This window comes from Serratia sp. B501 (genome assembly GCF_051172315.1).
Lineage (GTDB): Bacteria > Pseudomonadota > Gammaproteobacteria > Enterobacterales > Enterobacteriaceae > Serratia > Serratia ureilytica.
Genome location: NZ_JBPIZB010000007.1, coordinates 95,964 through 119,334 on the forward strand (window position 1 = coordinate 95,964; position 23,371 = coordinate 119,334).

Consider the following 23,371-nt stretch of genomic DNA (forward strand, 5'->3'; position numbering starts at 1 on the left):
TCGTCGGGCGGGCGGCGGGGCGTCAGAAGGTGGTCCAGTTCTCTTCCGCTGCGGCGTTGGCGGCCGCGGGTTTTACGGCCGGCGCTTTCGGCGCGGCGGCTTTCACGGCGGCGGGTTCGGTCTGCTCCGCCAAACGGAACACCGAAACGCTCTGCAACAGCATGTCGGCTTGCTCTTCCAGCGAATCGGCGGCGGCGGCGGACTCTTCCACCAGCGCGGCGTTCTGCTGGGTGGTGTGATCCATTTCGACGATCGCCTGGCCAATCTGGGCGATGCCGCGCGTCTGTTCATCGGAGGCGGCGGCGATCTCGGCCATGATGTCGCGCACGTGGGTAACCGAGCGGACGATCTGCTCCATGGTATTGCCGGTGCTTTCCACCAGTTCGGTGCCGGTTTTCACCCGGCTGACCGATTCGGCGATCAGCCCTTCGATCTCCTTGGCCGCTTGGGCGCTGCGGCTCGCCAGGCTGCGCACTTCGCTGGCGACCACCGAGAAGCCGCGTCCCTGTTCGCCGGCGCGCGCCGCTTCCACCGCGGCGTTGAGCGCCAGGATGTTGGTCTGGAAGGCAATGCCGTTGATCAGGGTAGTAATTTCGGCGATACGCTGCGAACTGCTGGAGATATCGCGCATGGTGCTGACCACGTTCTCCACCAGCTTGCCGCCCTGTTGCGCGGTCTGTGAGGCGTCGGTGGCCAGCTGATTGGCGTGATGGGCGTTGTCGGCGTTCTGTTTCACCGTGGCGGTCAGCTGTTCCATGCTGGCGGCGGTTTCTTCGACCGCCGCCGCCTGCTGTTCGGTGCGGGAGGAGAGATCGGTGTTGCCGGCGGCGATTTCCGCGGAGGCGGTGGAGACCTGGCTGACCCCCATCTGGATCTTCTCAATCATGGTGCGCAGATTTTGGCTCATCGCCGCCACCGCGTTCAGCAATTGCCCCAACTCATCGCGGCGGGTGCTGGTCTGCGCCTGGCGCAGATCGCCGCCGGCGATGCGTTCCGCCATCGCCAGTGTGCTGTGCAGCGGACGAGTGATCTGCAGCGTGATGCGCCAGGCGATAAGCACCCCGGCGATAATCGCGATCAGGGTGGTGATGCCCATCTGCAGCTGCGCCAGGTTGATGTTGCTGCGCGTCTGCGCCAGTTCGTCCTGCATAAAGGCGTTCACCAGCGTGCCGATCTCATGCGCGCGTTCACCGAGTTGCCGGCTGATCTGCTGCTCGTGCTCATAGGCCGGCAGGTAGGCCGCGATACGGTTTTTGTAATCGTCCAGGGCGGCCAGCAGCGGTTGCAGCTGCGGGCGCTGCGCGTCGCTGACCCGGCGGCTCAAGGCGTTGGCCGCGTCGCGCGCGTCGTCGATGGCCGCCATCAGCGGCGCTTCGGTTTCCTTGTTTAGGCTCAGCAGCAGGCCGCGCGCGCCGTAGCGCACCTGAGTCAGCTTCTGGTTCAGTTGAATGAAGGCCAGCTGCAGATCGCCGTTGGTCAGCTGGCGCTCCACCTGGCTCAGGCTGGCCTGCACTTCCGACATGTTCCAGCTCTGGCGCACCGCGTCTTTCGCTGAGACCGCCTGCTCAAAGATTTTTTGCTGCTGCTGATATTCCCCGATCAGCGTCACCAGGCGCTGCAGGTCCTTGCGGCTTTGGGCGTCCCAGTCCAGCGCCTGCCCCTGGTCTATCAGTTTGACGGCGTTATCGATATTGGCGCGGTTGTTCTGCAGATACTCCGGCTGGTAGGTCTGGCCGTACATGGCGCGGTTGTATTTGGCCTGGTTGATCTCCTCGTTCAGCCGGTTGCTGAAGTCGATGCGATCGGCGCGGGATTCGATGATGTGCAGGTATTGCGCCCCGGTGCCGGCGATGACGACCGCCAACAGCAGCAACAGCGCGAAGCCGAGGCCGAGCTTTTTACCTACGGTGAGATGGGTGAACTTTCCTGCCAATGCTTGCAATGCCGCCATAGCGTTTTTCCTTCTCCGGGCGAACGTCAATTGAACAAACCATCGGCAAGAAGTGGTCAAACTTTAGCGGATTTCAGGCAAAAAAATACCCGCCGGTGGCGGGCATCTTCATCAACGGGGGCGAATTACTTCTTCGCGGCGAAGCGTGCGGCCGCTTCGTCCCAGTTGACCACGTTCCAGAACGCCTTGATGTAGTCAGGGCGTTTGTTCTGATATTTCAGGTAGTAAGCGTGTTCCCACACGTCCAGACCGATGATTGGGAAACCGGAAGCGCCGGCGACGGCTTCGCCCATCAGCGGGCTGTCCTGGTTAGCGGTAGACACCACGGCCAGTTTGCCGTCTTTCAGCACCAGCCAGGCCCAACCGGAACCGAAGCGGGTGGCTGCGGCTTTCTCGAACTCTTCCTGGAATTTCTCAACGCTGCCGAAATCGCGCTCGATGGCCGCTTTCAGATCGCCGCCCAGCGTGGTGCCGGTTTTCAGGTTTTTCCAGAAGAAGCTGTGGTTGGCGTGGCCGCCGGCGTTGTTGCGCATGAAGGTGCGTTTGTCGGCAGGCACTTTATCCAGATCCTGGATCAGCTCTTCAACGCTGTATTTGGCCAGCTCAGGGTAGGCTTCCAGCACGGTGTTGGCGTTGTTGACGTAGGTCTGGTGGTGTTTGGTGTGATGGATTTCCATCGTCTGCTTGTCGAAATGCGGTTCCAGTGCGTCGTAAGCGTACGGCAGGGATGGCAGTGAATAACTCATAATCATCATCTCCAGTGGTGTATGGGCGGCGCAAAGGGCGAGCACCGCGTAAGCAGTCGGATCATTATAGTTAATTAAATGATATTGAAAATGATTATCAATGCCCTGCTTACTGTGTGGTTAATGAACAAATCGCTGCGTTAACATACTGATAGAAAAGAAGCCTTGAGCGCCTCTTCATGCCTTGGCGCCGATGCGTTGGTTACTCTCTATACTGTAGAGAGCGCCGAGCCTGCTGCGACGCCGAAATGTATCGAAATGTGCCAATGCGTTCACTGAATGAGCACGAGTGTGTAACAACCACAAGCACGCTGTGGTAATATCGCCGCGTCGCGTATCAGCATAACAACAGTGACATTAGCGCTCCGCCGTTTTGGCGAGGAGCGCCATTTGAACAATGTGACAATCGAGAGTAAAGGAGACCCCCATGCAGGTCAGCAGAAGGCAGTTCTTTAAGATCTGCGCTGGCGGTATGGCAGGAACGACGGTAGCCGCGCTGGGCTTTGCCCCCGAAGTGGCATTGGCGGAAACCCGGCAGTACAAACTGCTGCGCGCCCGCGAGACCCGTAATACCTGTACGTATTGTTCCGTCGGCTGTGGGCTGTTGATGTACAGCCTTGGTGATGGCGCCAAAAACGCCAAAGAAAGCATTTTCCATATCGAAGGGGATCCGGATCACCCGGTAAACCGCGGCGCGCTTTGCCCGAAAGGCGCTGGCCTGGTTGACTTTATCCACAGCGAAAGCCGCCTCAAGTACCCGGAATACCGGGCGCCGGGGTCGGACAAATGGCAGCGCATCAGCTGGGACGACGCCTTTACCCGCATCGCCAAGCTGGTGAAAGAAGACCGTGACGCTAACTTCATCAAAACCAACGACCAGGGCGTTACCGTCAACCGTTGGCTGACTACCGGCATGCTGTGCGCCTCGGCCGCCAGCAACGAAACCGGTTTTCTGTCGCAAAAATTTAGTCGCGCTCTCGGCATGCTTGCCGTAGACAACCAGGCGCGTGTCTGACACGGACCAACGGTAGCAAGTCTTGCTCCAACATTTGGTCGCGGTGCGATGACCAACCACTGGGTTGATATCAAGAACGCGAATTTGATTATCGTCATGGGCGGTAATGCGGCGGAAGCGCATCCGGTGGGGTTCCGCTGGGCGATGGAAGCCAAAATACACAACAATGCCAAGCTGATCGTGATCGATCCGCGCTTTACCCGAACCGCATCGGTGGCGGACTTCTACACGCCGATCCGCTCCGGGACCGACATTGCTTTCCTGTCGGGCGTGTTGCTGTATCTGATGACCAACAACAAGTTTAACCGCGAGTACGTCGAGGCCTACACCAACGCCAGCCTGCTGGTGCGGGAAGACTTTGCCTTCGAAGACGGCTTGTTCAGCGGCTACGACGCGGAAAACCGCAGGTACGACAAAACCACCTGGAACTACCAGTTCGACGAGAACGGCTTCGCCAAGCGCGACGTCACGTTGCAGGATCCGCGCTGCGTGTGGAACCTGCTGAAGCAGCACGTGAGCCGCTACACGCCTGACGTGGTGACCAACATCTGCGGCACGCCGAAGGACGATTTCCTCAAGGTGTGCGAATACATCGCCGAAACCTGCGTCGCGGATAAGACCGCTTCGTTCCTGTACGCCCTGGGCTGGACTCAGCACTCGGTCGGCGCGCAGAACATCCGCACCATGGCGATGATCCAGCTGCTGCTCGGCAACATGGGCATGGCGGGCGGCGGCGTCAACGCGCTGCGCGGCCACTCCAACATCCAGGGGTTGACCGATCTCGGCCTGCTGTCGCAGAGCCTGCCGGGCTACCTGACGCTGCCGTCGGAGAAACAGACCGATCTCGAGACCTACCTGAAGGCCAACACGCCGAAAGCGCTGCTGCCGGGCCAGGTGAACTACTGGGGCAACTACCCGAAATTCTTCGTCAGCATGATGAAGACCTTCTACGGCGACAAGGCGCAGAAGGACAACAGCTGGGGCTTTGACTGGCTGCCGAAGTGGGACAAGGGCTACGACGTGCTGCAGTACTTCGAGATGATGTCGCAGGGCAAGGTCAACGGCTACTTCTGCCAAGGCTTTAACCCGGTGGCGTCGTTCCCGAACAAAAACAAGGTGGTGGCTTCGCTGTCCAAGCTGAAGTTCCTGGTGACCATCGATCCGTTGAACACCGAGACCTCCAACTTCTGGCAGAACCACGGCGAGTTCAACGAGGTGGATTCCTCGCAGATCCAGACCGAAGTGTTCCGCCTGCCGTCCACCTGCTTCGCCGAAGAGAACGGCTCGATCGTCAACTCCGGCCGCTGGCTGCAGTGGCACTGGAAAGGCGCGGACGCCCCGGGTGAAGCGCTGAACGACGGCGAGATCCTGGCGGGCATCTTCAGCCGCCTGCGCGAGATGTATGCGCGCGACGGCGGCGCGGTGCCGGAACAGGTGCTGAACATGCGCTGGGACTACCTGACGCCGGACAACCCGGCGCCGGAAGAGGTGGCGCAGGAGAACAACGGCAAGGCGCTGGCGGATCTGCTGGATGCCGACGGCAAAGTGGTGGTGAAAAAAGGCGAGCTGCTCAGCTCGTTCGCGCAGCTGCGCGACGACGGCACCACCGCCAGCGGTTGCTGGATCTTCGCCGGCAGCTGGACGCCGGCCGGCAACCAGATGGCGCGGCGCGACAACGCCGATCCGTCCGGCCTCGGCAACACGCTGGGCTGGGCCTGGGCATGGCCGCTCAACCGCCGCATTCTGTACAACCGCGCCTCGGCGGATCCGCAGGGTAAACCGTGGGATCCGAAACGCCAGCTGCTGGAGTGGGACGGCGCCAAGTGGGTCGGGGCCGATATCCCGGACTACAGCACCGCTGCGCCGGGCAGCGACGTCGGGCCGTTCATCATGCAGCCGGAAGGCATGGGCCGCCTGTTCGCCACCGACAAGATGGCGGAAGGGCCGTTCCCTGAACACTACGAGCCGTTCGAAACGCCGCTCGGCACCAACCCGCTGCACCCGAACGTGGTGTCCAACCCGGCGGCGCGCGTGTTCAAGGACGATCTGGCGGCGATGGGCAAATCCGACAAGTTCCCTTACGTCGGCACCACCTATCGTCTGACCGAGCACTTCCACTACTGGACCAAGCACGCGCGGCTGAACGCCATCGCCCAGCCGGAACAGTTCGTGGAGATCGGCGAAAAGCTGGCGGAGAAGAAGGGCATCAAGCAGGGCGATACCGTGAAGGTCAGTTCCAACCGCGGCTACATCAAGGCCAAGGCGGTGGTGACCAAGCGAATTCGTACGCTGCAGGTGCACGGCCAGGAAGTCGACACCATCGGCATCCCGATTCACTGGGGTTACGAAGGGGTGGCGAAGAAAGGCTTTATCGCCAACACGCTGACGCCGTTCGTCGGCGACGCCAATACGCAAACGCCGGAGTTCAAGGCGTTCCTGGTCAACGTGGAAAAGGTGTAACGGAGACGAATTATGGCCATGCAATCTCAAGACATCATTCGTAAATCCGCCACCAATGGCTTCACGCCGGCGCCGCGCGCCCGTGACCACCAGGAAGAAGTGGCCAAACTGATCGATGTCACCACCTGTATCGGCTGCAAAGCCTGTCAGGTGGCCTGTTCCGAATGGAACGACATCCGCGACGAAGTGGGGCACAACGTCGGGGTGTACGATAACCCCGCCGATCTGACCGCCAAGTCGTGGACGGTGATGCGCTTCTCCGAGGTGGAGGAAAACGGCAAGCTGGAATGGCTGATCCGCAAGGATGGCTGCATGCACTGCGCCGATCCGGGCTGCCTGAAGGCCTGCCCGTCGGAAGGCGCGATCATTCAGTACGCCAACGGCATCGTCGACTTCCAGTCCGAGCACTGCATCGGCTGCGGCTACTGCATCGCCGGCTGCCCGTTCGACGTGCCGCGCATGAACAAGGACGACAACCGGGTGTACAAGTGCACCCTGTGCGTCGACCGCGTGGACGTCGGGCAGGAACCGGCCTGCGTGAAAACCTGCCCTACCGGCGCCATTCACTTCGGCACCAAGGAAGCGATGAAGCAGGTGGCGGCGGATCGCGTCAGCGAGCTGAACACCCGCGGCTACCAGAACGCCGGTCTGTACGATCCGGCGGGGGTGGGCGGCACGCACGTGATGTACGTGTTGCACCACGCCGACAAACCGCAGCTGTACCACGGTTTGCCGGACAACCCGAGCATCAGCCCGGCGGTGACCTTCTGGAAGGGCGTGTGGAAACCCCTGGCGGCCATCGGCTTTGCCGCCACCTTCGCGGCCAGCGTGTTCCACTATGTCGGCGTCGGGCCTAACCGCGTCGAGGATGAGGACGAGCACGACGAGTCGCACGACGAGGAGACGCGCAAATGAGAAAGGAAAAGCCCATTCAGCGTTACAGCGCGCCGGAGCGCATCAACCACTGGATAGTGGCGTTCTGCTTCGTGTTCGCCGCCATCAGCGGGCTGGGGTTCTTCTTCCCCTCCTTCAACTGGCTGATGAACATCTTCGGGACGCCGCAGCTGGCGCGCATTCTGCACCCGTTTGTCGGGGTCATCATGTTCGCCGCGTTCCTGCTGATGTTCCTGCGCTACTGGAAGCATAACCTGATCAACCGGGAAGATATCGTCTGGGCCAAGAACATCCACAAAATCGCCATGAACGAGGAAGTGGGTGATACCGGGCGCTATAATTTCGGCCAGAAGTGCGTGTTCTGGGCGGCGATTATCAGCCTGGTGCTGCTGCTGGCCAGCGGCGTGGTGATCTGGCGGCCGTATTTTGCGCCGTCGTTCTCCATCCCGCTGATCCGCATCGCGCTGCTGGTGCATTCGCTGGCCGCGGTCGGCCTTATCATCGTGATTATGGTGCACATTTACGCCGCATTGTGGGTAAAAGGCACCATTACCGCGATGGTGGAAGGCTGGGTACCGGCGGCCTGGGCCAAGAAACATCATCCGCGCTGGTACCGTGAGGTCCGCGAGAAACGACAGGAAGATAAACCCTGATGAGTATCCGCATCGTTCCTAAAGAGCAGTTAGGGGCACAGCGTGAGAAGTCCACAACGGCGGAGAACATCCCGCCGTTACTTTTCGCCAACCTGAAAAGCCTGTACAGCCGCCGCGCCGATCGTCTGCGTCAGCTGGCGGTCGACAACCCGCTGGGCGACTACCTGAACTTTGCCGCCGAGCTGGCGCAGGCGCAGCAGCATGCGTTGCACGATAACCCGCTGCAGCTCGATCTGAGTGAAGCGTTGGTGCAGGGCGCCGCCAGCGGCAAACCGCCGCTCGATCTGAGCGTGTTCCCGCGCAGCGAGCACTGGCGCAAGCTGTTGACGTCGCTGATCGCCGAGCTGCGTCCGCAGGCGCCGGAACACATTCTGGTGGTGCTGGACAACCTGGAGAAGGCCTCGGCGCACGAGCTGGAGCTGATGGCCGACGCCTTGCTCAACCGCGAGTTCGGCAAGGTGGGCAGCGAGAAGGCGCCGTTCCTCTGGGCCGCACTGTCGCTCTATTGGGCGCAGATGGCCAGCCTGATCCCCGGCAAGGCGCGCGCCGAATACGGCGAGCAGCGCCAGTTCTGCCCGGTGTGCGGCAGCATCCCGGTTTCCAGCATGGTGCATATCGGCACCGTCAACGGCCTACGCTACCTGCACTGCAACCTGTGCGAAAGCGAATGGCACGTGGTGCGGGTGAAGTGCAGCAACTGCGAGCAGACCCGCGATCTCAACTACTGGTCGCTGGGCAGCGAGCAGGCGGCGGTGAAGGCGGAAAGCTGCGGCGACTGCGGCACTTACCTGAAGATCCTCTATCAGGAAAAAGACCCGCAGGTCGAAGCGGTGGCCGACGATCTGGCTTCGCTGGTGCTGGACGCCCGCATGGAAGAGGAAGGCTTCGGCCGCAGCAGCATCAATCCGTTCCTGTTCCCGGCGGAGTAACCGCCCGGCCCCGTTCGCGCGGGGCCGGACAAGCAATTTCAGAACGGGCTTCTGGCATTCGCCCGGGCGAGTTGCTACGTTTAGGCCATGACGCGCCAAGCGAAAGGAACCACGATGTTAAACACCCTGGCAAAACTGACCGCGGTCGCCGTGCTGGCGATCGGACTGGCGGCCTGCGACAACAAGGACGACACCAAACCGGCGGTGCCGCCACCGGACACCAAGCCGACCGTGACGCAGCCCGCGCCACCGCCGCCGCCTGCGCCGGTAGAGGCCCCACCCGCGCCGCCGGGGCTGAACGTGTCGCTGCAGAAGGGCAAGATCACCTTCGAGTTGCCGCCGGGCTTTAGCGATCAAACGCTGAACAGCGGCATCGTCAATGACAGCACCTCCACCATCCAGCGCTTCCTCGACGGCAAGTCGCGCCAGAGCGCGGTTTCGTCCGAAGTGATCCCGCCGGACGGCATGAAGATCAATACCAGCGACAAAATGCTGAAAGAGCTGACGCAGAGCGCCATTACGGTGCTGGCCGAGCGCTATCAGAATATCCAGACCACCAAAGAAGAGAACTTCACCGTCGGCAAACAGAAGTTTCGCCGGGTGGATACCGAGCAGACCGTCAACGGCCAAAAGGTGGTGTCCACCCTGGTGTTGACGGTGTTCAACAAACGGGTGGTAACGCTGCAAATGCTGTCGCCGGCCAAAACGCCGGAAGTGCATCAGGCGCTGGTGCAGCGGATTATCGATACTCTGGCGGTGAAGTAAGGGCATTGCGCCGCGGCCAGGACGAAGCGGAGGAGACCGGATGAAGCTTATCGGCAGTTACACCAGCCCCTTTGTGCGCAAGATTTCCGTGATGCTGCTGGAGAAGGGGATCGCGTTTGAATTCGTCAACGATCCGCCGTATGAGCCCGGCAGCCGGGTGAAGGAGCAGAACCCGCTCGGCAAAGTGCCGGTGCTGATCGCCGATGACGGCGAGGTGTTTTACGACTCGCCGATCGTGGCCGAATACCTCGAACTGCTGACGGTGGAGCCGGCGTTTTTGCCGGCCGATCGCGCCGCAGCGCTGCGCGTCCGCCAGGTGGCGGCGCTGGCGGACGGCGTGACCGAAGCGGCGGCGACGCTGTATCGCGAAAGCCGGCGCGCGCCGGAAAAGCAGGACGAAAACTGGATGCTGCGCCAGCGTGACAAGCTGACGCACGGTCTGGATGCGCTGGAGGCGTTGGCGCAGGAAAAAACGTGGCTCAATGCCGAGCGGCTGACGCTGGCGGATATCGCCACCGGCTGCGCGCTGGGCTACCTGAATTTCCGCCGCATCCTGCCCAACTGGTGCGTCCAACGTCCGGCGCTGGTCAAGCTGGCCGAACGCCTGTTCGCCCGCGAAAGTTTCGCCCGCACGGCGCCGCCCTGAACGTTCTTTTCTCCCCGCCGCGGCGGGGTTTTGCTATGCCGATACGTCTAAACTGAAAACCGAGCGACCATGAGCACTGAATCCCACCTTCTTTACAGCCAACTGCCCGCCATCGACCGCCTGCTGCGTGAACCCGCGATTGAACCGCTGGTGGCGCAGCATGGCCAGACGCTGATCGGCGAACTGCTGCGCCGGCTGCAGGCCGAGGCGCGCGACGCGATAAAACAGCAGCAACGTTTACCGGCCTGGTGCGGCGACTGGCCGCAGGCGCTGCGGGCCGAGCTGGCCCGGCAGCAACGCCCGGCGTTATTGCCGGTGTTCAACCTCAGCGGCACTGTGCTGCACACCAACCTCGGGCGCGCCCTGCTGGCGCAGCCGGTGCAGGATGCGGTGAGCGCGGTGATGGGGGAGGCGGTGACGCTGGAGTACGATCTGGACGGCGCCGGGCGCGGCCATCGCGATCGGGCGGTGGCGAGTCTGCTGTGCCGGCTGACCGGCGCGGAAGACGCCTGCATCGTCAATAACAACGCGGCGGCGGTGCTGCTGATGCTGGCGGCGATCGCCCCCGGCAAAGAGGTGGTGGTGTCGCGCGGCGAGCTGGTGGAGATCGGCGGCGCGTTCCGCATTCCCGACGTGATGCGCCAGGCAGGCTGTCAATTGGTTGAGGTCGGCACCACCAACCGCACCCATCTGAAGGATTACCGCCAGGCCATCAACGAGCAGACCGGCCTGTTGATGAAAGTGCACACCAGCAACTACAGCATTCAGGGCTTTACCGCGGCGGTCGATGAGGCCGAACTGGCGCTGCTCGGGGCCGAACAGGGCGTGCCGACCGCCACCGATCTGGGCAGCGGCTCGCTGATCGATATGGCGCAGTACGGCCTGCCCGCCGAACCGATGCCGCAGCGGTTGCTGGCCGCCGGCGTCGATCTGGTGACGTTCTCCGGCGATAAGCTGCTGGGCGGCCCGCAAGCCGGCATCATCGTCGGCAAAAAGGCACTGATCGCGCGCCTGCAGCAGCACCCGCTCAAGCGCGCGCTGCGCGTCGGCAAGCTGACGCTGGCGGCCCTGGAGGCCACGCTGCGGCTTTATTTGCAGCCGGAAAAACTGGCTGAGCAGCTGCCGACGCTGCGGCTGCTGACCCGCCCGCAGCAGGAGATGCAACAGGCGGCCGAGCGGCTGCTGACGGCGTTGACGTCACGGTTCACCGCCGATTTCGAGCTGCGCGCCGAACCGTGCTGGTCGCAGATTGGCAGCGGTTCGCTGCCGGTGGATCGCCTGCCCAGCTATGCGCTGACCTTCACGCCGCGCGACGGCCGCGGCGCCACGCTGGAAGCGCTGGCTGAACGCTGGCGCCGCCTGCCGCAGCCGGTGATCGGCCGCCTTGGCGACGGCCGGCTGTGGCTGGATCTGCGCTGTCTGGAACAGGAAGGGGCGCTGATCGACGCGTTGAGCGCATCATGATCATCGCCACCGCCGGCCATGTCGATCATGGCAAAACCACTCTGCTGCAGGCGATCTCCGGGATCAACGCGGATCGCCTGCCGGAAGAAAAGCGCCGCGGCATGACCATCGATCTGGGCTACGCCTATTGGCCGCAGCCGGACGGCCGGGTGCTGGGCTTTATCGACGTGCCCGGCCACGAAAAATTCCTCGCCAATATGCTGGCGGGCGTCGGCGGCATTGACCATGCGCTGCTGGTGGTGGCCTGCGACGATGGTGTGATGGCGCAGACCCGCGAGCATCTGGCGATCCTGCGCCTGAGCGGGCGCCCGGCGTTGACGGTGGCGCTGACCAAGGCCGACCGGGTGGAGGCGGTACGTATCGATGAGGTGCGCGTTCAGGTGCGCGACGAGCTGGCGCGCCAGGGCTGGCCCGATGCGCCGCTGTTTGTCACCGCGGCGGCGGCGGGCGAGGGCATTGAGGCGCTGCGCGCGCATTTGCTGGCGCTGTCGCCCGGCGAGCATGCGCTGACGCGCCGTTTTCGTCTGGCGGTAGACCGTGCGTTCAGCGTCAAAGGGACGGGGCTGGTGGTGACCGGCACCGCGCTCGGCGGCCGGGTGAAGGTGGGGGATACGCTGTGGCTGACCGGCGCCGACGCGCCGGTGCGGGTGCGCGGCCTGCATGCCCAGAATCAGACCGTGGAACAGGCGCAGGCCGGGCAACGCATCGCGCTTAACATCAGCGGCGATGTCGATAAAGACCGGATCGCGCGCGGCGATTGGCTGCTGGCGCAGCGCCCGCCGGAGGCGGCGGAACGCATTCTGGTGGCGCTTGAGACGGATCGGCCGATCCGCCATTGGCAGCCGCTGCATCTGCACCATGCCGCCAGCCACATCACCGGGCGCATTTCGCTATTGAACGACGGGCTGGCGGAACTGATCCTCGATCGTCCGCTGTGGTTGGCACAGAACGATCGGCTGGTGCTGCGCGATATCGGCGCGCGGCAAACGCTGGGCGCGGCCCGGGTGCTCAGGCTGAGCGCGCCCAAGCGCGGCAAGCGCCAGCCGAGCTACCTGACCTGGCTGCAGGCCCTGGCGCAGGCGCAAGACGATGCGCAGGCGCTGGCGCTTGAGCTGCCGCACGGCGCGCTGTCGCTGGCGGCGTTTGCCTGGGCGCGTCAGTTGACCGACGACGGCCTGGCGGCACTGCTGGCGAACCGCGATCTGCTGATCGTCGGTGACCGGGCGCTGGCGCAGGATCAGGTGCAACAGGCGGAAAGCCGCCTGTTGCAGATGCTGGCGGAGTATCACCAACAGCACGCCGATCAGCTGGGCTTAGGGCGCGCCCGCCTGCGGCGCATGGCCCTGCCTCAGCAGCCGGAAACGCTGGTGTTTATGATGATCGATCGGCTGCTGAAGGCCGGCGCGCTGCGCAATACGCGCGGCTGGCTGCACCTGCCGGAACACGGCCTGGCGTTCAGCGCCGAAGAGGCGCCGCTGTGGGCGCGCATCGAACCGCTGTTCGGCGACGAGCCGTGGTGGGTGCGCGATCTGGCGAGTGAGCTGGGCGAAGAGGAGAGCCGGGTGCGCGCGCTGCTGCGCAAGGCGGCTCAGCTGGGCCATGTGACGGCGGTGGTGGTGGATCGCTACTACCTCAGCCGACGCATCGATCAGTTCGCGGCGCTGATCCGCGAGCTGGATGCGGAGCGCGGGGGCGCCAACGCCGCCGATTTCCGCGATCGGCTCGGCGTCGGCCGCAAGCTGGCGATCCAGGTGCTGGAGTTCTTCGATCGCAGCGGCTTTACCCGCCGCAAGGGCAACGAGCATCTGCTGAGAGACGGCGGGCTGTTCGGCAACTGATTGCGTTTTTTTTGTTCTCTGATGGCGGTGTAATCAGCTTTAATCACTTTGATTGATATTGATTGTACTGAGGAGCAAGACGATGAATACGAAAGTCATCACCGCTCATGTCCCGCTGCCTTTGGCTGAAAAGGTGGATGAAATGGCCGCCAAACTTGAACGCTCACGGGGATGGATAGTGAAGCAAGCCCTCGCCGCCTGGCTTGAGCAAGAGGAAGAGCGCCGTCGGTTAACGCTGGCGGCGCTGGCCGATGTCGAACAGCAAAACGTTATCGATCATGAGTCGGTAGAAGCCTGGGCGGCCAGCCTGGACAGTGACGAGCCGCTGCCGGTACCGCGCTGATGGAGTTAAAATGGACGAGTAAGGCGCTACCGGATTTGGCGCGTTTGTTTGAGTTTCTTGCCTTGGCTAACCGCACTGCGGCAGCGAATTCGGTGAAGGCCTTGGTCGCCGCGCCTAAAGCGTTGCTCGATAATCCTCGCCTGGGTGAAAGACTGGACGAGTTTTTACCGCAGGAAGTGAGGCGTATTCTGGTCGGCCGTTATGAGATACGTTACCAGGTGCAGCCGGCAACGATTTATGTTCTGCGTATTTGGCATACCCGCGAAGAGCGATAGGCCGAATTCCCCTACCCGATAAACCTGACGCCGTGCCCGGCGGGCGATCTCCGTCCTGTCGGCGTTGCTGTTGTTGGCGGTAGCGGTGGTGGGAGCGGGGTAGGCGCTGTGGGGGCTGCTCGGCTGAAGCCGCATAAAAAACGCCGGTCGGGAAACCGGACCGGCGTTTTATCGCCGCGCTTATGCCGCGCCGTTCGGCTGCGGCGTGGGGTCGCCGTTGCGGCGTTTGGCGAGGAACAGCGCCACCAACGTCAGCCAGCACAGGCCGCTGATGAGGTTGAACAGGTTGAACAGCCCGCTGCCGCCCCAGACGTAGGCGACCTTGGCCAGCTCGATGCCGACGGTGAACACCATCATGCTCAGCATGCCCATGGTGGCGGACACGGTGCCTTTGCTGACGTTGCTGGAGAACAGCGTCAGGCGGTACAGCCCGGCGTTGGCGAGGCCGATGCCGAAGGCGTACAGGCTCAGGCCGGCGGTCATCCACAGGTAGGCGTGGCTGGAGAACTGAGTCGCCAGCGCGGTGATCAGCAGCCCCAACAGCATCGGGCCCGCGCCCAGCTTGATCAGGCGCTCCACGCTGTTTTTGCCGGTCAGGCGCGCCAGCGTCAGGTTGCCGAGGATCAGCGCGCCGAACACCGGGATCTGCAGCAGGCCGTAATCCAGCGTCGACAACGACTCCCCGCTGATCAGGATCACCGGCGACTGGGCGATCCAGGCCAGCAGCGGCAGGCTGGCGAAACCGATCGCCAGGGCGCCGCACAGGAAGCGGCGATTGCCCAGCACCTGGCGGTAGTCGCGCCACAGGTTGGCGGCGGAGAACGCCTCGCCCTGCAGCGTAGCGGTCTCCGGCATGGCTTTCCACAGGCCGTAGAAGGCGATGGCCGCCAGCGCCGCAAACAGCACGAACATGCTTTGCCACGGCGCGACGTGGATCAGCGCCGCGCCGGCCAGCGGCCCCAGCAGCGGGGCGATCAGCGCCACGTTAGCCATCAGGGCGGTGATTTTGATGCACACCGCCTCTTCGAACGACTCCTGGATCGTGGCGTAACCGACCGCGCCGATAAAGCACAGGCCGATGCCCTGCAGGAAACGCATGGCGATGAACTGCTCGATGGTGGTGACCAGCAGGATCGCCAGGCAGGAGACGATAAAGAACGCCACCCCGGCCAGCATCACCGGGCGACGGCCGCGGCGATCCGACAGCGGCCCGAGCAGCCACTGCAGGAAGATGCCGCCGGCCAGATAGGCGGTCATCGAGGTGGGCACCCACTCTTCGCCGGCGTTGAAATCCGCCACAACGGCCAGCATGCCCGGCTGAATCATATCGTTGCCGATATAGGTGGCGAACTCGAACAGCACCAGACAAAGAGGGAATAAAAGCGCCTGCCGGCCCAAACGTGCCGCAGGTGGTAATGTTGTTTTCATATTATTGTACTGATAGTAAAAGAGAAAAAGGAACTGCCAGGGCGGGAAGCGCAAACTGAGCGAGTTATGGCGGCTATTTTGCCGCCAATTGTTCACCTTCGCAATCATAAGGTGTTGTTTAAGTGCATTCTGATATTTCGCTTTTGGGTTGTCGCCGAACGCCGTGCCCGATAACCTCTTCTTAACATATCAATATGACACAAGATCGGGCGAGCGTTTGAGCGAGAAAATCGGCTGGATAGACAACCTGCGGGCGATGGCGTGCATGATGGTGGTGATGATCCACGCCACCACCTATTACGTCACCAACGGCGCGGCGATAGGGTTGCACAACTGGGACATCGCCAACGTGCTGAACTCACTGTCGCGCGTGTCGGTGCCGCTGTTCTTCATGATTTCCGGCTACCTGTTCTTCGGCGAAAAGAGCGCCGGCCGGCGGCATTTCACCCGCATCCTCTGCTGCATTCTGTTCTACAGCGCCATTGCGCTGATCTATATCGCGGCTTTCACCAAGATCGGTTTCTGGCCGTCGCTGCGCGGCATCCTGCAAAAGCCGGTGTTCTATCATCTGTGGTTTTTCTACGCCATCGCGGTGATTTACCTGCTGTCGCCGCTGATTAGCGTCAAACCGGTATCGCGCCGCTACCTGGCCGCCGCGCTGGTGGTGTTGGCGGCGATCGCCAACCCGAATACCGATAAGCTGACCTTCGGCAACGCGCATCTGCTGCCGGTTAACCTGTATATCTACGGCGATACCTTCTACTACCTGCTGTATGCGTTGGCCGGACGGGCGATTGGCATGATGGAGGCGCGCGGGCGCGCCGTGGGCTGGTTGGCGGCGTTGGGATTTGCGCTGTGCGTGGCGCTGATCGCGCGCGGCACCAAACATCAGCTGTTCATCAACGGCAACTTCGCTGATACCTATTACATCTACAGCGGCCCGCTGGTGTTTATGGCGGCGGTGGCGCTGCTGGTGTGGGTGAAACACTGTCTGCCGCAGCCGATCGGCTGGCTGAGCGTATTTTCCCGTCATTCGCTGGCGATTTACGGTTTTCACGCCCTTATCGTCAACGTGATGCGCAATCGGCACCTTGATTTCACCGGCCACCCGCTGCTGGATATCTTCTGGGTGTTCGGCGTGGCGCTGGGGGGCAGCCTGCTGCTGTCTGTCGGCCTGCAGCGGCTGGATACCCGCCGGCTGGTGTCATAGCGGCGAGCGCTGGCGCTGCTGGGCGCGGCGCAGCTGCCGCCCGGAAGAAAACCCAGCTGCCAGCGCGGCCTTCTCCAAGCCATACCCTTGCTGCAGGCGCTGTTGCGCCACCGCCAACCGCAGCTGCTCATGATATTCCCGCACGCTGATGCCGACGTGGCTGCGAAACAGCCGCGCCAGATGGCGGCTGCTGACGTGCGCCTTCTCCGCCACCTGCGGCACCGACCAGTCGGCCTCCGGCTCTGCGGCCATCACGTCCTGCGCGCGGTGCACCGCCGGGTGCAGGTGGTTGCGGTAGCGCAGCCAGGGCGACAGCTGCGGATCGTCGCCGGCGCGGCGGAAATAAACCACCATGTCGCGTGCGACGTCGCGCGCCCGGCCGGAGCCACAGTGGCGGTGGACCAGGTGCAGCGCCAAATCGATGCCGGTGGTGATGCCCGCGCTGGTGTAGACGCCACGGTCTTCGACGAAGATGCGGTTCTCTTTCACCTGCGCCGCCGGCGCCTGGAGGCGGATACGTTCGATGACGTCGTGGTGGGTGGTGCACTGATAGCCGTCGAGCAGCCCGGCCTGCGCCGCCAGCAGCGCGCCGGAACAGATGCACACCAGGGTGATGCGCTGCCGTTGCAGATCGGGCCGCAGCGTCGCCAGCCAGCGGCGCGCCTGCTCGGCCTCCTCTCCGGCGAAATAGCGCTGCGAATCGCCGACGCCCGGCAGCACCAGGATGGCGCCGTCTTCCAGGCGCTCGGGCAACGGCTGCAGGCCGCTCAGCGTCATGCCGATGGAGCAGACGATCTGCGGCGCCGGGCTGAGGTAACGCAGGCTGAACTGCCCGGCGAGGCGCAGGGTTTCCGCCGGGCCGCTGACGTCCAGCGACAGCACGTTGGGCAACAGCAGAAAATAGACGGCCTGCGACATGGTTACTCCTGTGCGAGTTGCGCCAGCGCCTCATCCACGCTGGCGATGCGGGCGAAACGATCGACCAGTACGGTTTCAGTATGCCGCTTCAACTGCGCGGGGGTAAAGACTTCGCCGTCGGGATGGCGCATCGGGAAGGTTAACGTCGCCTCGGTGACGAAAGTCACCCGATAACCGAGGTCGGACGCCACCCGGGTGGTGGTTTCGCAGCACTGCTCGGTGCGGATGCCGGAGACGATCAGGTGGTTGATGTCCCGCTCGCGCAGCCAGGCGTTGAGGCCGGATTCGGTCAGCGCATTGTGCACATGCTTGTATACGGTGATATCCGCCTGGTGGGTGAGGAACGGCAGGCGCTGCACATGGCCTGAAGCCAGTGAGAACGGCCCTTGCGGCGAAACGTGCAGCACGTCGACCAGGGCCGCGCCGCGCTGTCGGCAGCCCGCAATCAGGCGGGTCAGCGCCTGTTGAAACGCCGGCAGATCGTCCTCCTGCCAGAATGGACGGTGCTGGAATGATTGCTGGACATCGATGATCAATAACGCGCTCTGTGACATTTTCGGCCCTCCGCCAGTGTGTGTAGCGACCATCTTGCGCCGCGCCTTACTCTGGCAGAAGGCCAAAAACGGCCATCATGATGACAACAACGGACCGACCTTAGGCTTTGCTCACCTGGCCGGCGACCAGGCGCCCCTGATGGAAGGTGGCGCGGCGCGCCGGCAGACGGGCGACCGCCTCGGCGGAACAGCTGGCGTTGACCAGCACGAACTCGGCGGCATCGCCGGCTTTCGGCCAGGCGCGCTGCCCCTTATCGTCCAGCGGCAGCACGCCGCCGGTGGAGATGGCCATGGCGCGCGACAGGTGATACTCGTCGGAACCGCGGTACAGCTGGGCGTACAGATTGGCCTTCTCCAGGATGTCGCCGGTGCCGAACGGCGACCAGTGGTCGATCACGCTGTCGGTGCCGGTCATCACGAACACTCCTTTCTCACTGAGCTGCGGCAGCGGCATCATCAGGCCGCCGATTGGCACCGTGGAGGCGATGGTGATCTGCTGCGCCGCCAGCCGGGTGGCGGTTTCCGCCAGTTCGCCCGGCGTCAGCGTGGTCAGGGCGAAAGCGTGGCTGATGGTGACCTTGCCGCGCAGCGCCGGGTTTTTCTCCACGGTGGCGATCATGTAGTTGATGGCGGCGACCCCGGCCGGGCTGGTTTCATGCAGGTGGATATCCACGCCTTTGCCGGTATCGAGGGCGATCTGGAACATGGCGTCGAGCGATTTCTCCATCGCGCCGTCGACGTTGGTCGGATCCAGCCCACCGACGTACTGCACGCCCATCTGCATCGCTTCGCGCATCAGCGCGTCGACCCTGGAGTGCAGCAGCCCGTGCTGCGGGAAAGCGACGATTTCACAGCTGAAATCCGCCCGGTGATTTTCCAGCGCGCGCTGCAGGTGCTCCAGGCTTTTCAGGCCGCTGACCGGATCGATATTGCAATGGCTGCGCGCCACGGTGCTGCCTTTGGACTGCAGCAAGGCGATCAGGTTTTCCGCCCGTTGCTGCGAGGTGGGCAGCAGTTTCGGGATCAGCGTCTGCTCCAGCGCGATCATGTCCATGATGGTTTTGCCCTGGCGCGGGCGCGGCGCCTGCCACGGGCCGCTGTAGAAGGTTTTGTCCAGGTGGATGTGCATATCGCGGAATGCCGGCAGCAGCAGCTGGCCCTGCGCCTTATAGCGGGGCACGCCGGCCGGCAACGCGTCGTTGGCGGCGTGAATGGCGGCGATCTTGCCGTCTTTGATCTCCAGTGTGTACAGCGCGGTGCGGGTGCCGATCACCGTTTCGCCGTCGTATTCAAAGCCGTCTTCCAGCCGCACCTCGCTCAGGCAGTAGTGACGATCGGTCAGGGTCATCGGCGTTGGCGCACACGGCTCGCCGCCAGGCGAAGCGGCCTGCGCCATGCCGCCGGTCAGGCCGATCACCGCGCAAGCGGTGGTGAGTTTTCCGGTTTGGCTGAGGAAGGCTCTGCGGCCCGGTTGTTGAGGGTTTTCCACGTTCGGTTCCTTAATCCAGAGGTGAGGGGTGAAAACATACCCCAATTTAGGAGAGGAACCGGCCGGTTGGCAGCGACATTTGCCACTAGTGACTATTCGATTTGGTAATGACCGGCGTCCACCGGCATTTATATCAACCCGCAAAACGCCGCCAGCCGCTGGGCCAGGGCCAGCGTGGCGGCGGGGGCGCCGTCGCGGTAGTAGAGCGCCAGTTCGAAACTGTCTATCGGCGGCAATCCTTCGGCCGCGCCCAGCACCCGGTGCGTCGCCAGACGGCAGCCGGCCGGCAGCAGGGTGACGCCCAGCCCGGCGGCCGAAGCGGCGGTCAGCGCCGCCAGGCTGGCGCTGCTGTAGCCGATGCGCCAGCGTTTGCCGAGGGTATCCAGCGCCTGGCAAAGCTCGTCGCGGTACAGGCCGTTCAGTGGAAATACCGCCAGTGGCACCGGCGATTGCTCGATGGCCGGGAAGGCCAGGCTGTCCAGCCACAGCAGCGGTTCCGGCCGCGCGGCGCGCGGCGGTTGCCGGCGGCGCTGCTTCACCAGGATCAGATCCAGCTCTTCACGCGCGTAGGCGTTGTGCAGATCGGCGCTCAGGCCGCTGGCGACGTCCAGCCGCAGGTGCGGGTGCTCGCGGCTGAAGTCGGCCAGCAGCCCGGTGGTGGGCACGGCGAAATCCTCCGGCATGCCGATCCGCAGCACGCCGTCGCGCCAGATGCCGGTCAGCGCATCGTGGGCTTCTTCATTCAGCGCGATAATGCGGCGCGCGTAGCTCAACAGCTTGACGCCTTCTTCGGTCAGCAGCACCTGATGCGAGGAACGCTCAAACAGCGGTTTGCCCAGCATCTCTTCCAGCCGGCGCACCTGCTGGCTGACGGTGGACTGCGACAAAAACACCCGCTCTGCGGCGCGGGTGAAGCTGTTGCTGTCGCACACGGCGACGAAGCTGAGCAGCAGCTGCGGATTGAACATCGGGTAGCGATTCATTTTCCCACTGTTGGCTATTTTATTATTTAATTTCCCAATACTAGCGGCGTTGCCTACAGTAACGCAACGCTGCGGCGATCGCGCTGTGACGCCGCACTCTTCATTTCGCAGTACCAGGAATATGCCGTGTTAAATCATTCTGTTAATTCACCTTCTCCACGCCGCTGGCTCAACCCTCTGCTGCTGGCGCTGGTGTTGATCGGCCTGAACATGCGGCCGCTGTTAACCTCGATCGGCCCGTTGCTGCCGACGTTGCGCCAGGCCACCGGGCTGAGTTTTGGCGGCGCGGCGCTGTTGACCACGCTGCCGGTGCTGATGATGGGCCTGATGGCGCTGGCGGGCGGCGCCATCAACCGACTGTTCAGCGAACGCAGCGCCGTGGCGTTGAGCCTGCTGGCGATCGGGCTGGGCGCGCTTTGGCGCGAACTGGCCCCCGGCAGCGTGCAACTGCTGATGAGCGCGGTGCTGGGTGGGCTCGGCATCGGGGTGATCCAGGCGGTGATGCCCGGCATCATCAAGCATCACTTCCTCAAAAGCATGGCGCTGGTGGCCGGGCTGTGGTCGGCGGCGCTGATGGGCGGTGGCGGGTTGGGGGCGGCGATCACGCCGTGGCTGATGAGCGTAGGGCACGACTGGCACAGCGCACTGGCCTGGTGGGCGTTGCCGGCCCTGGTGGCGCTAGTGGCCTGGTGGCCGGTCAGCCGGGGGCTGTCTCGCCTTAGCGCGGCGGGCGAACACCGCGAGCCAGGCCTGCTACGCAACCGGCGCGCCTGGCTGCTCGGCGCCTATTTCGGCCTGATCAACGGCGGTTATACCAGCCTGATTGCGTGGCTGCCGCCGTATTACATGCAGCTCGGCTGGCAGCCGCAGGCCAGCGGTTCGCTGCTGGCGCTGATGACCTTCGGCCAGGTGGTGGGGGCGCTGCTGTTGCCGGCGCTGGCGCGCAATCATGACCGGCGGCCGCTGCTGTTGCTGGCGCTGATGATGCAACTGATCGGTTTTATCGGCCTGATTTACCTGCCGCAGACGCTGCCGTGGCTGTGGGTGTTGCTTTCCGGGCTGGGGCTGGGCGGCGCGTTCCCGCTGTGCCTGGTGCTGGCGCTCGATCACTTGCACCAGCCGGCGGCGGCCGGGCGACTGGTGGCCTTTATGCAGGGCGTCGGCTTCCTGCTGGCGGGCGTCACGCCTTACCTTTCCGGCCTGCTGCGCGACTACAGCGGCGGCTTCGTGCTGGACTGGCAGATCCACGCGCTGCTGGTGGTGGTGCTGATCGCTATTACCTGGCGCTTCCACCCGCACAGCTACCGGCGGGCGTTCGCCGAATAATATTTCTGTCATTGCCGCTCCCTATAGTGACGTTGCTTTTACTTCTGGGCGATAACAACGAAAAGGGACAATGACATGCACAACACCAAAACCCGGCTGGCGCTGCTGGTCGGCTGCATGGCGCTGAGCGCCAACCTGTGGGCCGACGCGCAGCCGGTGCCGGCGACGTTGGCGGGGCATGCGCTGCTGCCGGTGAAATCCGCCGTTTCCACACCGAAGGACGCGCCGAGCGATCTGCAGCAGAGCGGCAAATACACCAGCGGGAAACGCGTCACCGAGTTGGGCAGCGTGGCGGGTAAATCCGCCGATCGCCTGACCGGCATCGGCTTGCCGATCAACGGCCAGCCGCTGCAGGGCCACTCCGGCATCAAACACATGCCCGACGGCACTTACTGGGTGCTGACCGACAATGGTTTCGGCAGCAAGGCCAACTCCCCGGACGCCATGCTGTACCTCAACCACTACAAGATCGATTTCAAAGACGGCACGGTCGCGCCGCTGAAGACGGGGTTCCTGCACGATCCGGATAAAAAGGTGCCGTTCCACATCATCAACGAGAGCACGGAGAAGCGTTATCTGACCGGCAGCGATTTCGATCCGGAAAGCTTCCAGTTTGCCGACGATGCCTTATGGATCGGCGAAGAGTTCGGGCCTTACCTGATCAAGGCCGACCTGAACGGCAAGGTGCTGGCGGTATTCGACACCCAGGTGGACGGCAAAGTAGTGAAATCGCCGGACAACCCGACGCTGACCCTGCCGGGCGCGCCGGACGGCAAGCAGAACTTCCAGGTGGCGCGCTCCAAGGGCTTTGAAGGCATGGCCGCCTCGCCGGACGGCAGCAAGCTGTACCCGCTGCTGGAAGGGGCGCTGTGGGACGGGGATCAGTTCGAGAACGTCGGCGGCAAACGCTACCTGCGGGTGCTGGAGTTCGACGTCAAACAGCAGGCCTGGACCGGCCGCAGCTGGCAGTATGTACTGGAAGACAACCAGAACGCCATCGGCGACTTCAACATGATCGACGCCACCCACGGGCTGGTGATCGAGCGCGACAACGGCGAAGGCACGCCGGATAAAGCCTGCGCCGCCGGTGCGCCGACCGACAACTGCTTCAGCCAGGTGGCCAAGTTCAAACGAGTGTACAAAATCGCTTTTTCGGACGCCAACGTCGGCAAACCGGTCGAAAAACTGGGCTATATCGACCTGATGAACATTCAGGATCCGAACAAGCTGGCGCGCAAGCCGCTGAACGACGGCGTGCTGACCTTCCCGTTCTTCACCATCGAGAACGTGGACGTGGTGGACGCCAACCACATCATCGTCGGCAACGACAACAACTTCCCGTTCTCCTCCAGCCGCCAGCCCAATATGGCGGATGACAACGAGTTCATCCTGCTGGACGTGAAGGATTTCCTGAAGTAGCACTCCCCGGCCGCCGAATCGCCGGCGGCCGCCATTTCCCGCTTAGCGCAGCGAACAAACTGCGC

At 63.3% G+C, this 23,371-nt stretch carries 20 protein-coding genes; 13 read left to right on the plus strand and 7 right to left on the minus strand.

Annotated features, from left to right (window positions below; genetic code table 11):
* Positions 1 to 22: 22 nt before the first annotated feature.
* Complete coding sequence (locus ACSBQV_RS19520; RefSeq protein ID WP_099782490.1) at positions 23 to 1,951, minus strand: methyl-accepting chemotaxis protein; 1,929 nt, start codon at positions 1,949 to 1,951, stop codon at positions 23 to 25.
* A 125-nt stretch (positions 1,952 to 2,076) separates the two neighbouring features.
* Entirely contained in the window at positions 2,077 to 2,697 is a 621-nt protein-coding gene (sodA, locus tag ACSBQV_RS19525) for a superoxide dismutase [Mn] (protein WP_004934003.1), read from the minus strand.
* 427 nt (positions 2,698 to 3,124) lie between these two features.
* Between sodA and fdnG the strand changes: the two genes are divergently transcribed.
* The 10 genes from fdnG to ACSBQV_RS19575 all read left to right on the plus strand — a co-directional run bounded on the left by fdnG (position 3,125) and on the right by ACSBQV_RS19575 (position 13,979).
* The gene (gene fdnG, locus ACSBQV_RS19530) at positions 3,125 to 6,172 is read left to right on the plus strand and encodes a formate dehydrogenase-N subunit alpha (protein ID WP_099794354.1); all 3,048 of its coding nucleotides are present in this window, start codon (positions 3,125 to 3,127) and stop codon (positions 6,170 to 6,172) included.
* A 12-nt stretch (positions 6,173 to 6,184) separates the two neighbouring features.
* The gene (gene fdxH / locus ACSBQV_RS19535) at positions 6,185 to 7,087 is read left to right on the plus strand and encodes a formate dehydrogenase subunit beta (RefSeq protein ID WP_004934014.1); all 903 of its coding nucleotides are present in this window, start codon (positions 6,185 to 6,187) and stop codon (positions 7,085 to 7,087) included.
* Positions 7,084 to 7,719, plus strand: a complete 636-nt coding sequence (gene fdoI / locus ACSBQV_RS19540) for a formate dehydrogenase cytochrome b556 subunit (RefSeq protein WP_004934017.1) — start codon at positions 7,084 to 7,086, stop codon at positions 7,717 to 7,719. The genes fdxH and fdoI overlap by 4 nt, the downstream gene beginning before the upstream one ends.
* Positions 7,719 to 8,648: a formate dehydrogenase accessory protein FdhE gene (gene fdhE / locus ACSBQV_RS19545; protein ID WP_099782488.1), complete on the plus strand. Its 930-nt coding sequence runs from the start codon at positions 7,719 to 7,721 to the stop codon at positions 8,646 to 8,648. The genes fdoI and fdhE overlap by 1 nt, the downstream gene beginning before the upstream one ends.
* A 114-nt stretch (positions 8,649 to 8,762) precedes the next feature.
* On the plus strand, positions 8,763 to 9,413 hold the full coding sequence (locus ACSBQV_RS19550) for a DcrB-related protein (protein WP_033645112.1): 651 nt from the start codon (positions 8,763 to 8,765) through the stop codon (positions 9,411 to 9,413).
* Between the two features lie 40 nt (positions 9,414 to 9,453).
* Positions 9,454 to 10,059, plus strand: a complete 606-nt coding sequence (locus ACSBQV_RS19555; protein WP_069100544.1) for a glutathione S-transferase — start codon at positions 9,454 to 9,456, stop codon at positions 10,057 to 10,059.
* A gap of 69 nt (positions 10,060 to 10,128) precedes the next feature.
* Entirely contained in the window at positions 10,129 to 11,523 is a 1,395-nt protein-coding gene (gene selA / locus ACSBQV_RS19560; protein WP_099782487.1) for an L-seryl-tRNA(Sec) selenium transferase, read from the plus strand.
* Positions 11,520 to 13,361, plus strand: coding sequence for a selenocysteine-specific translation elongation factor (selB, locus tag ACSBQV_RS19565; protein WP_099782486.1), 1,842 nt, complete (start codon positions 11,520 to 11,522; stop codon positions 13,359 to 13,361). The genes selA and selB overlap by 4 nt, the downstream gene beginning before the upstream one ends.
* An 82-nt stretch (positions 13,362 to 13,443) precedes the next feature.
* A complete protein-coding gene (locus ACSBQV_RS19570; protein WP_033639076.1) occupies positions 13,444 to 13,704 on the plus strand; it encodes a CopG family ribbon-helix-helix protein in 261 nt (86 codons plus the stop codon).
* Positions 13,704 to 13,979: a type II toxin-antitoxin system RelE/ParE family toxin gene (locus tag ACSBQV_RS19575; protein WP_033652296.1), complete on the plus strand. Its 276-nt coding sequence runs from the start codon at positions 13,704 to 13,706 to the stop codon at positions 13,977 to 13,979. Before ACSBQV_RS19570 ends, ACSBQV_RS19575 begins: the two co-directional genes overlap by 1 nt.
* Before the next feature lie 180 nt (positions 13,980 to 14,159).
* On the opposite strand, the gene ACSBQV_RS19580 is transcribed toward ACSBQV_RS19575, so the two are convergent.
* Positions 14,160 to 15,407, minus strand: coding sequence for an MFS transporter (locus ACSBQV_RS19580; RefSeq protein ID WP_434991479.1), 1,248 nt, complete (start codon positions 15,405 to 15,407; stop codon positions 14,160 to 14,162).
* 217 nt (positions 15,408 to 15,624) lie between these two features.
* Here ACSBQV_RS19580 and ACSBQV_RS19585 point away from each other — a divergent pair, with 217 nt between their 5' ends.
* Positions 15,625 to 16,617, plus strand: a complete 993-nt coding sequence (locus ACSBQV_RS19585; protein ID WP_033652295.1) for an acyltransferase — start codon at positions 15,625 to 15,627, stop codon at positions 16,615 to 16,617.
* Here ACSBQV_RS19585 and ACSBQV_RS19590 read toward each other — a convergent pair.
* From ACSBQV_RS19590 to ACSBQV_RS19605, 4 genes are all read right to left on the minus strand, one after another.
* The gene (locus ACSBQV_RS19590; RefSeq protein WP_072626480.1) at positions 16,612 to 17,535 is read right to left on the minus strand and encodes a GlxA family transcriptional regulator; all 924 of its coding nucleotides are present in this window, start codon (positions 17,533 to 17,535) and stop codon (positions 16,612 to 16,614) included. The two genes, ACSBQV_RS19585 and ACSBQV_RS19590, sit on opposite strands and share 6 nt — an antisense overlap.
* Before the next feature lie 2 nt (positions 17,536 to 17,537).
* Entirely contained in the window at positions 17,538 to 18,089 is a 552-nt protein-coding gene (locus ACSBQV_RS19595; RefSeq protein WP_099782484.1) for an isochorismatase family protein, read from the minus strand.
* Positions 18,090 to 18,189: 100 nt separating this feature from the next.
* Positions 18,190 to 19,578, minus strand: a complete 1,389-nt coding sequence (locus tag ACSBQV_RS19600) for an amidohydrolase family protein (protein WP_099817859.1) — start codon at positions 19,576 to 19,578, stop codon at positions 18,190 to 18,192.
* 128 nt (positions 19,579 to 19,706) lie between these two features.
* Positions 19,707 to 20,561 carry a LysR family transcriptional regulator gene (locus ACSBQV_RS19605; RefSeq protein WP_099782483.1) on the minus strand — a complete coding sequence of 285 codons (855 nt, stop codon included), beginning with the start codon at positions 20,559 to 20,561 and terminating at the stop codon, positions 19,707 to 19,709.
* Between the two features lie 126 nt (positions 20,562 to 20,687).
* Between ACSBQV_RS19605 and ACSBQV_RS19610 the strand changes: the two genes are divergently transcribed.
* Together ACSBQV_RS19610 and ACSBQV_RS19615 are read left to right on the plus strand one after the other, a co-directional pair.
* On the plus strand, positions 20,688 to 21,887 hold the full coding sequence (locus tag ACSBQV_RS19610) for a cyanate transporter (protein WP_042783416.1): 1,200 nt from the start codon (positions 20,688 to 20,690) through the stop codon (positions 21,885 to 21,887).
* Positions 21,888 to 21,962: 75 nt separating this feature from the next.
* Complete coding sequence (locus ACSBQV_RS19615) at positions 21,963 to 23,306, plus strand: esterase-like activity of phytase family protein (protein ID WP_099782482.1); 1,344 nt, start codon at positions 21,963 to 21,965, stop codon at positions 23,304 to 23,306.
* The last annotated feature ends 65 nt before the right edge of the window (positions 23,307 to 23,371 follow it).

Bases quoted from the DNA above. Each gene is read 5' to 3' on its own strand.
- ACSBQV_RS19520 (WP_099782490.1), bottom strand. From the start codon at position 1,951: ATGGCGGCATTGCAAGCATTGGCAGGAAAGTTCACCCATCTCACCGTA.
- sodA (WP_004934003.1), bottom strand. From the start codon at position 2,697: ATGAGTTATTCACTGCCATCCCTGCCGTACGCTTACGACGCACTGGAA.
- fdxH (WP_004934014.1), top strand. From the start codon at position 6,185: ATGGCCATGCAATCTCAAGACATCATTCGTAAATCCGCCACCAATGGC.
- fdoI (WP_004934017.1), top strand. From the start codon at position 7,084: ATGAGAAAGGAAAAGCCCATTCAGCGTTACAGCGCGCCGGAGCGCATC.
- fdhE (WP_099782488.1), top strand. From the start codon at position 7,719: ATGAGTATCCGCATCGTTCCTAAAGAGCAGTTAGGGGCACAGCGTGAG.
- ACSBQV_RS19550 (WP_033645112.1), top strand. From the start codon at position 8,763: ATGTTAAACACCCTGGCAAAACTGACCGCGGTCGCCGTGCTGGCGATC.
- ACSBQV_RS19555 (WP_069100544.1), top strand. From the start codon at position 9,454: ATGAAGCTTATCGGCAGTTACACCAGCCCCTTTGTGCGCAAGATTTCC.
- selA (WP_099782487.1), top strand. From the start codon at position 10,129: ATGAGCACTGAATCCCACCTTCTTTACAGCCAACTGCCCGCCATCGAC.
- selB (WP_099782486.1), top strand. From the start codon at position 11,520: ATGATCATCGCCACCGCCGGCCATGTCGATCATGGCAAAACCACTCTG.
- ACSBQV_RS19570 (WP_033639076.1), top strand. From the start codon at position 13,444: ATGAATACGAAAGTCATCACCGCTCATGTCCCGCTGCCTTTGGCTGAA.
- ACSBQV_RS19575 (WP_033652296.1), top strand. From the start codon at position 13,704: ATGGAGTTAAAATGGACGAGTAAGGCGCTACCGGATTTGGCGCGTTTG.
- ACSBQV_RS19580 (WP_434991479.1), bottom strand. From the start codon at position 15,407: ATGAAAACAACATTACCACCTGCGGCACGTTTGGGCCGGCAGGCGCTT.
- ACSBQV_RS19590 (WP_072626480.1), bottom strand. From the start codon at position 17,535: ATGTCGCAGGCCGTCTATTTTCTGCTGTTGCCCAACGTGCTGTCGCTG.
- ACSBQV_RS19595 (WP_099782484.1), bottom strand. From the start codon at position 18,089: ATGTCACAGAGCGCGTTATTGATCATCGATGTCCAGCAATCATTCCAG.
- ACSBQV_RS19605 (WP_099782483.1), bottom strand. From the start codon at position 20,561: ATGAATCGCTACCCGATGTTCAATCCGCAGCTGCTGCTCAGCTTCGTC.
- ACSBQV_RS19615 (WP_099782482.1), top strand. From the start codon at position 21,963: ATGCACAACACCAAAACCCGGCTGGCGCTGCTGGTCGGCTGCATGGCG.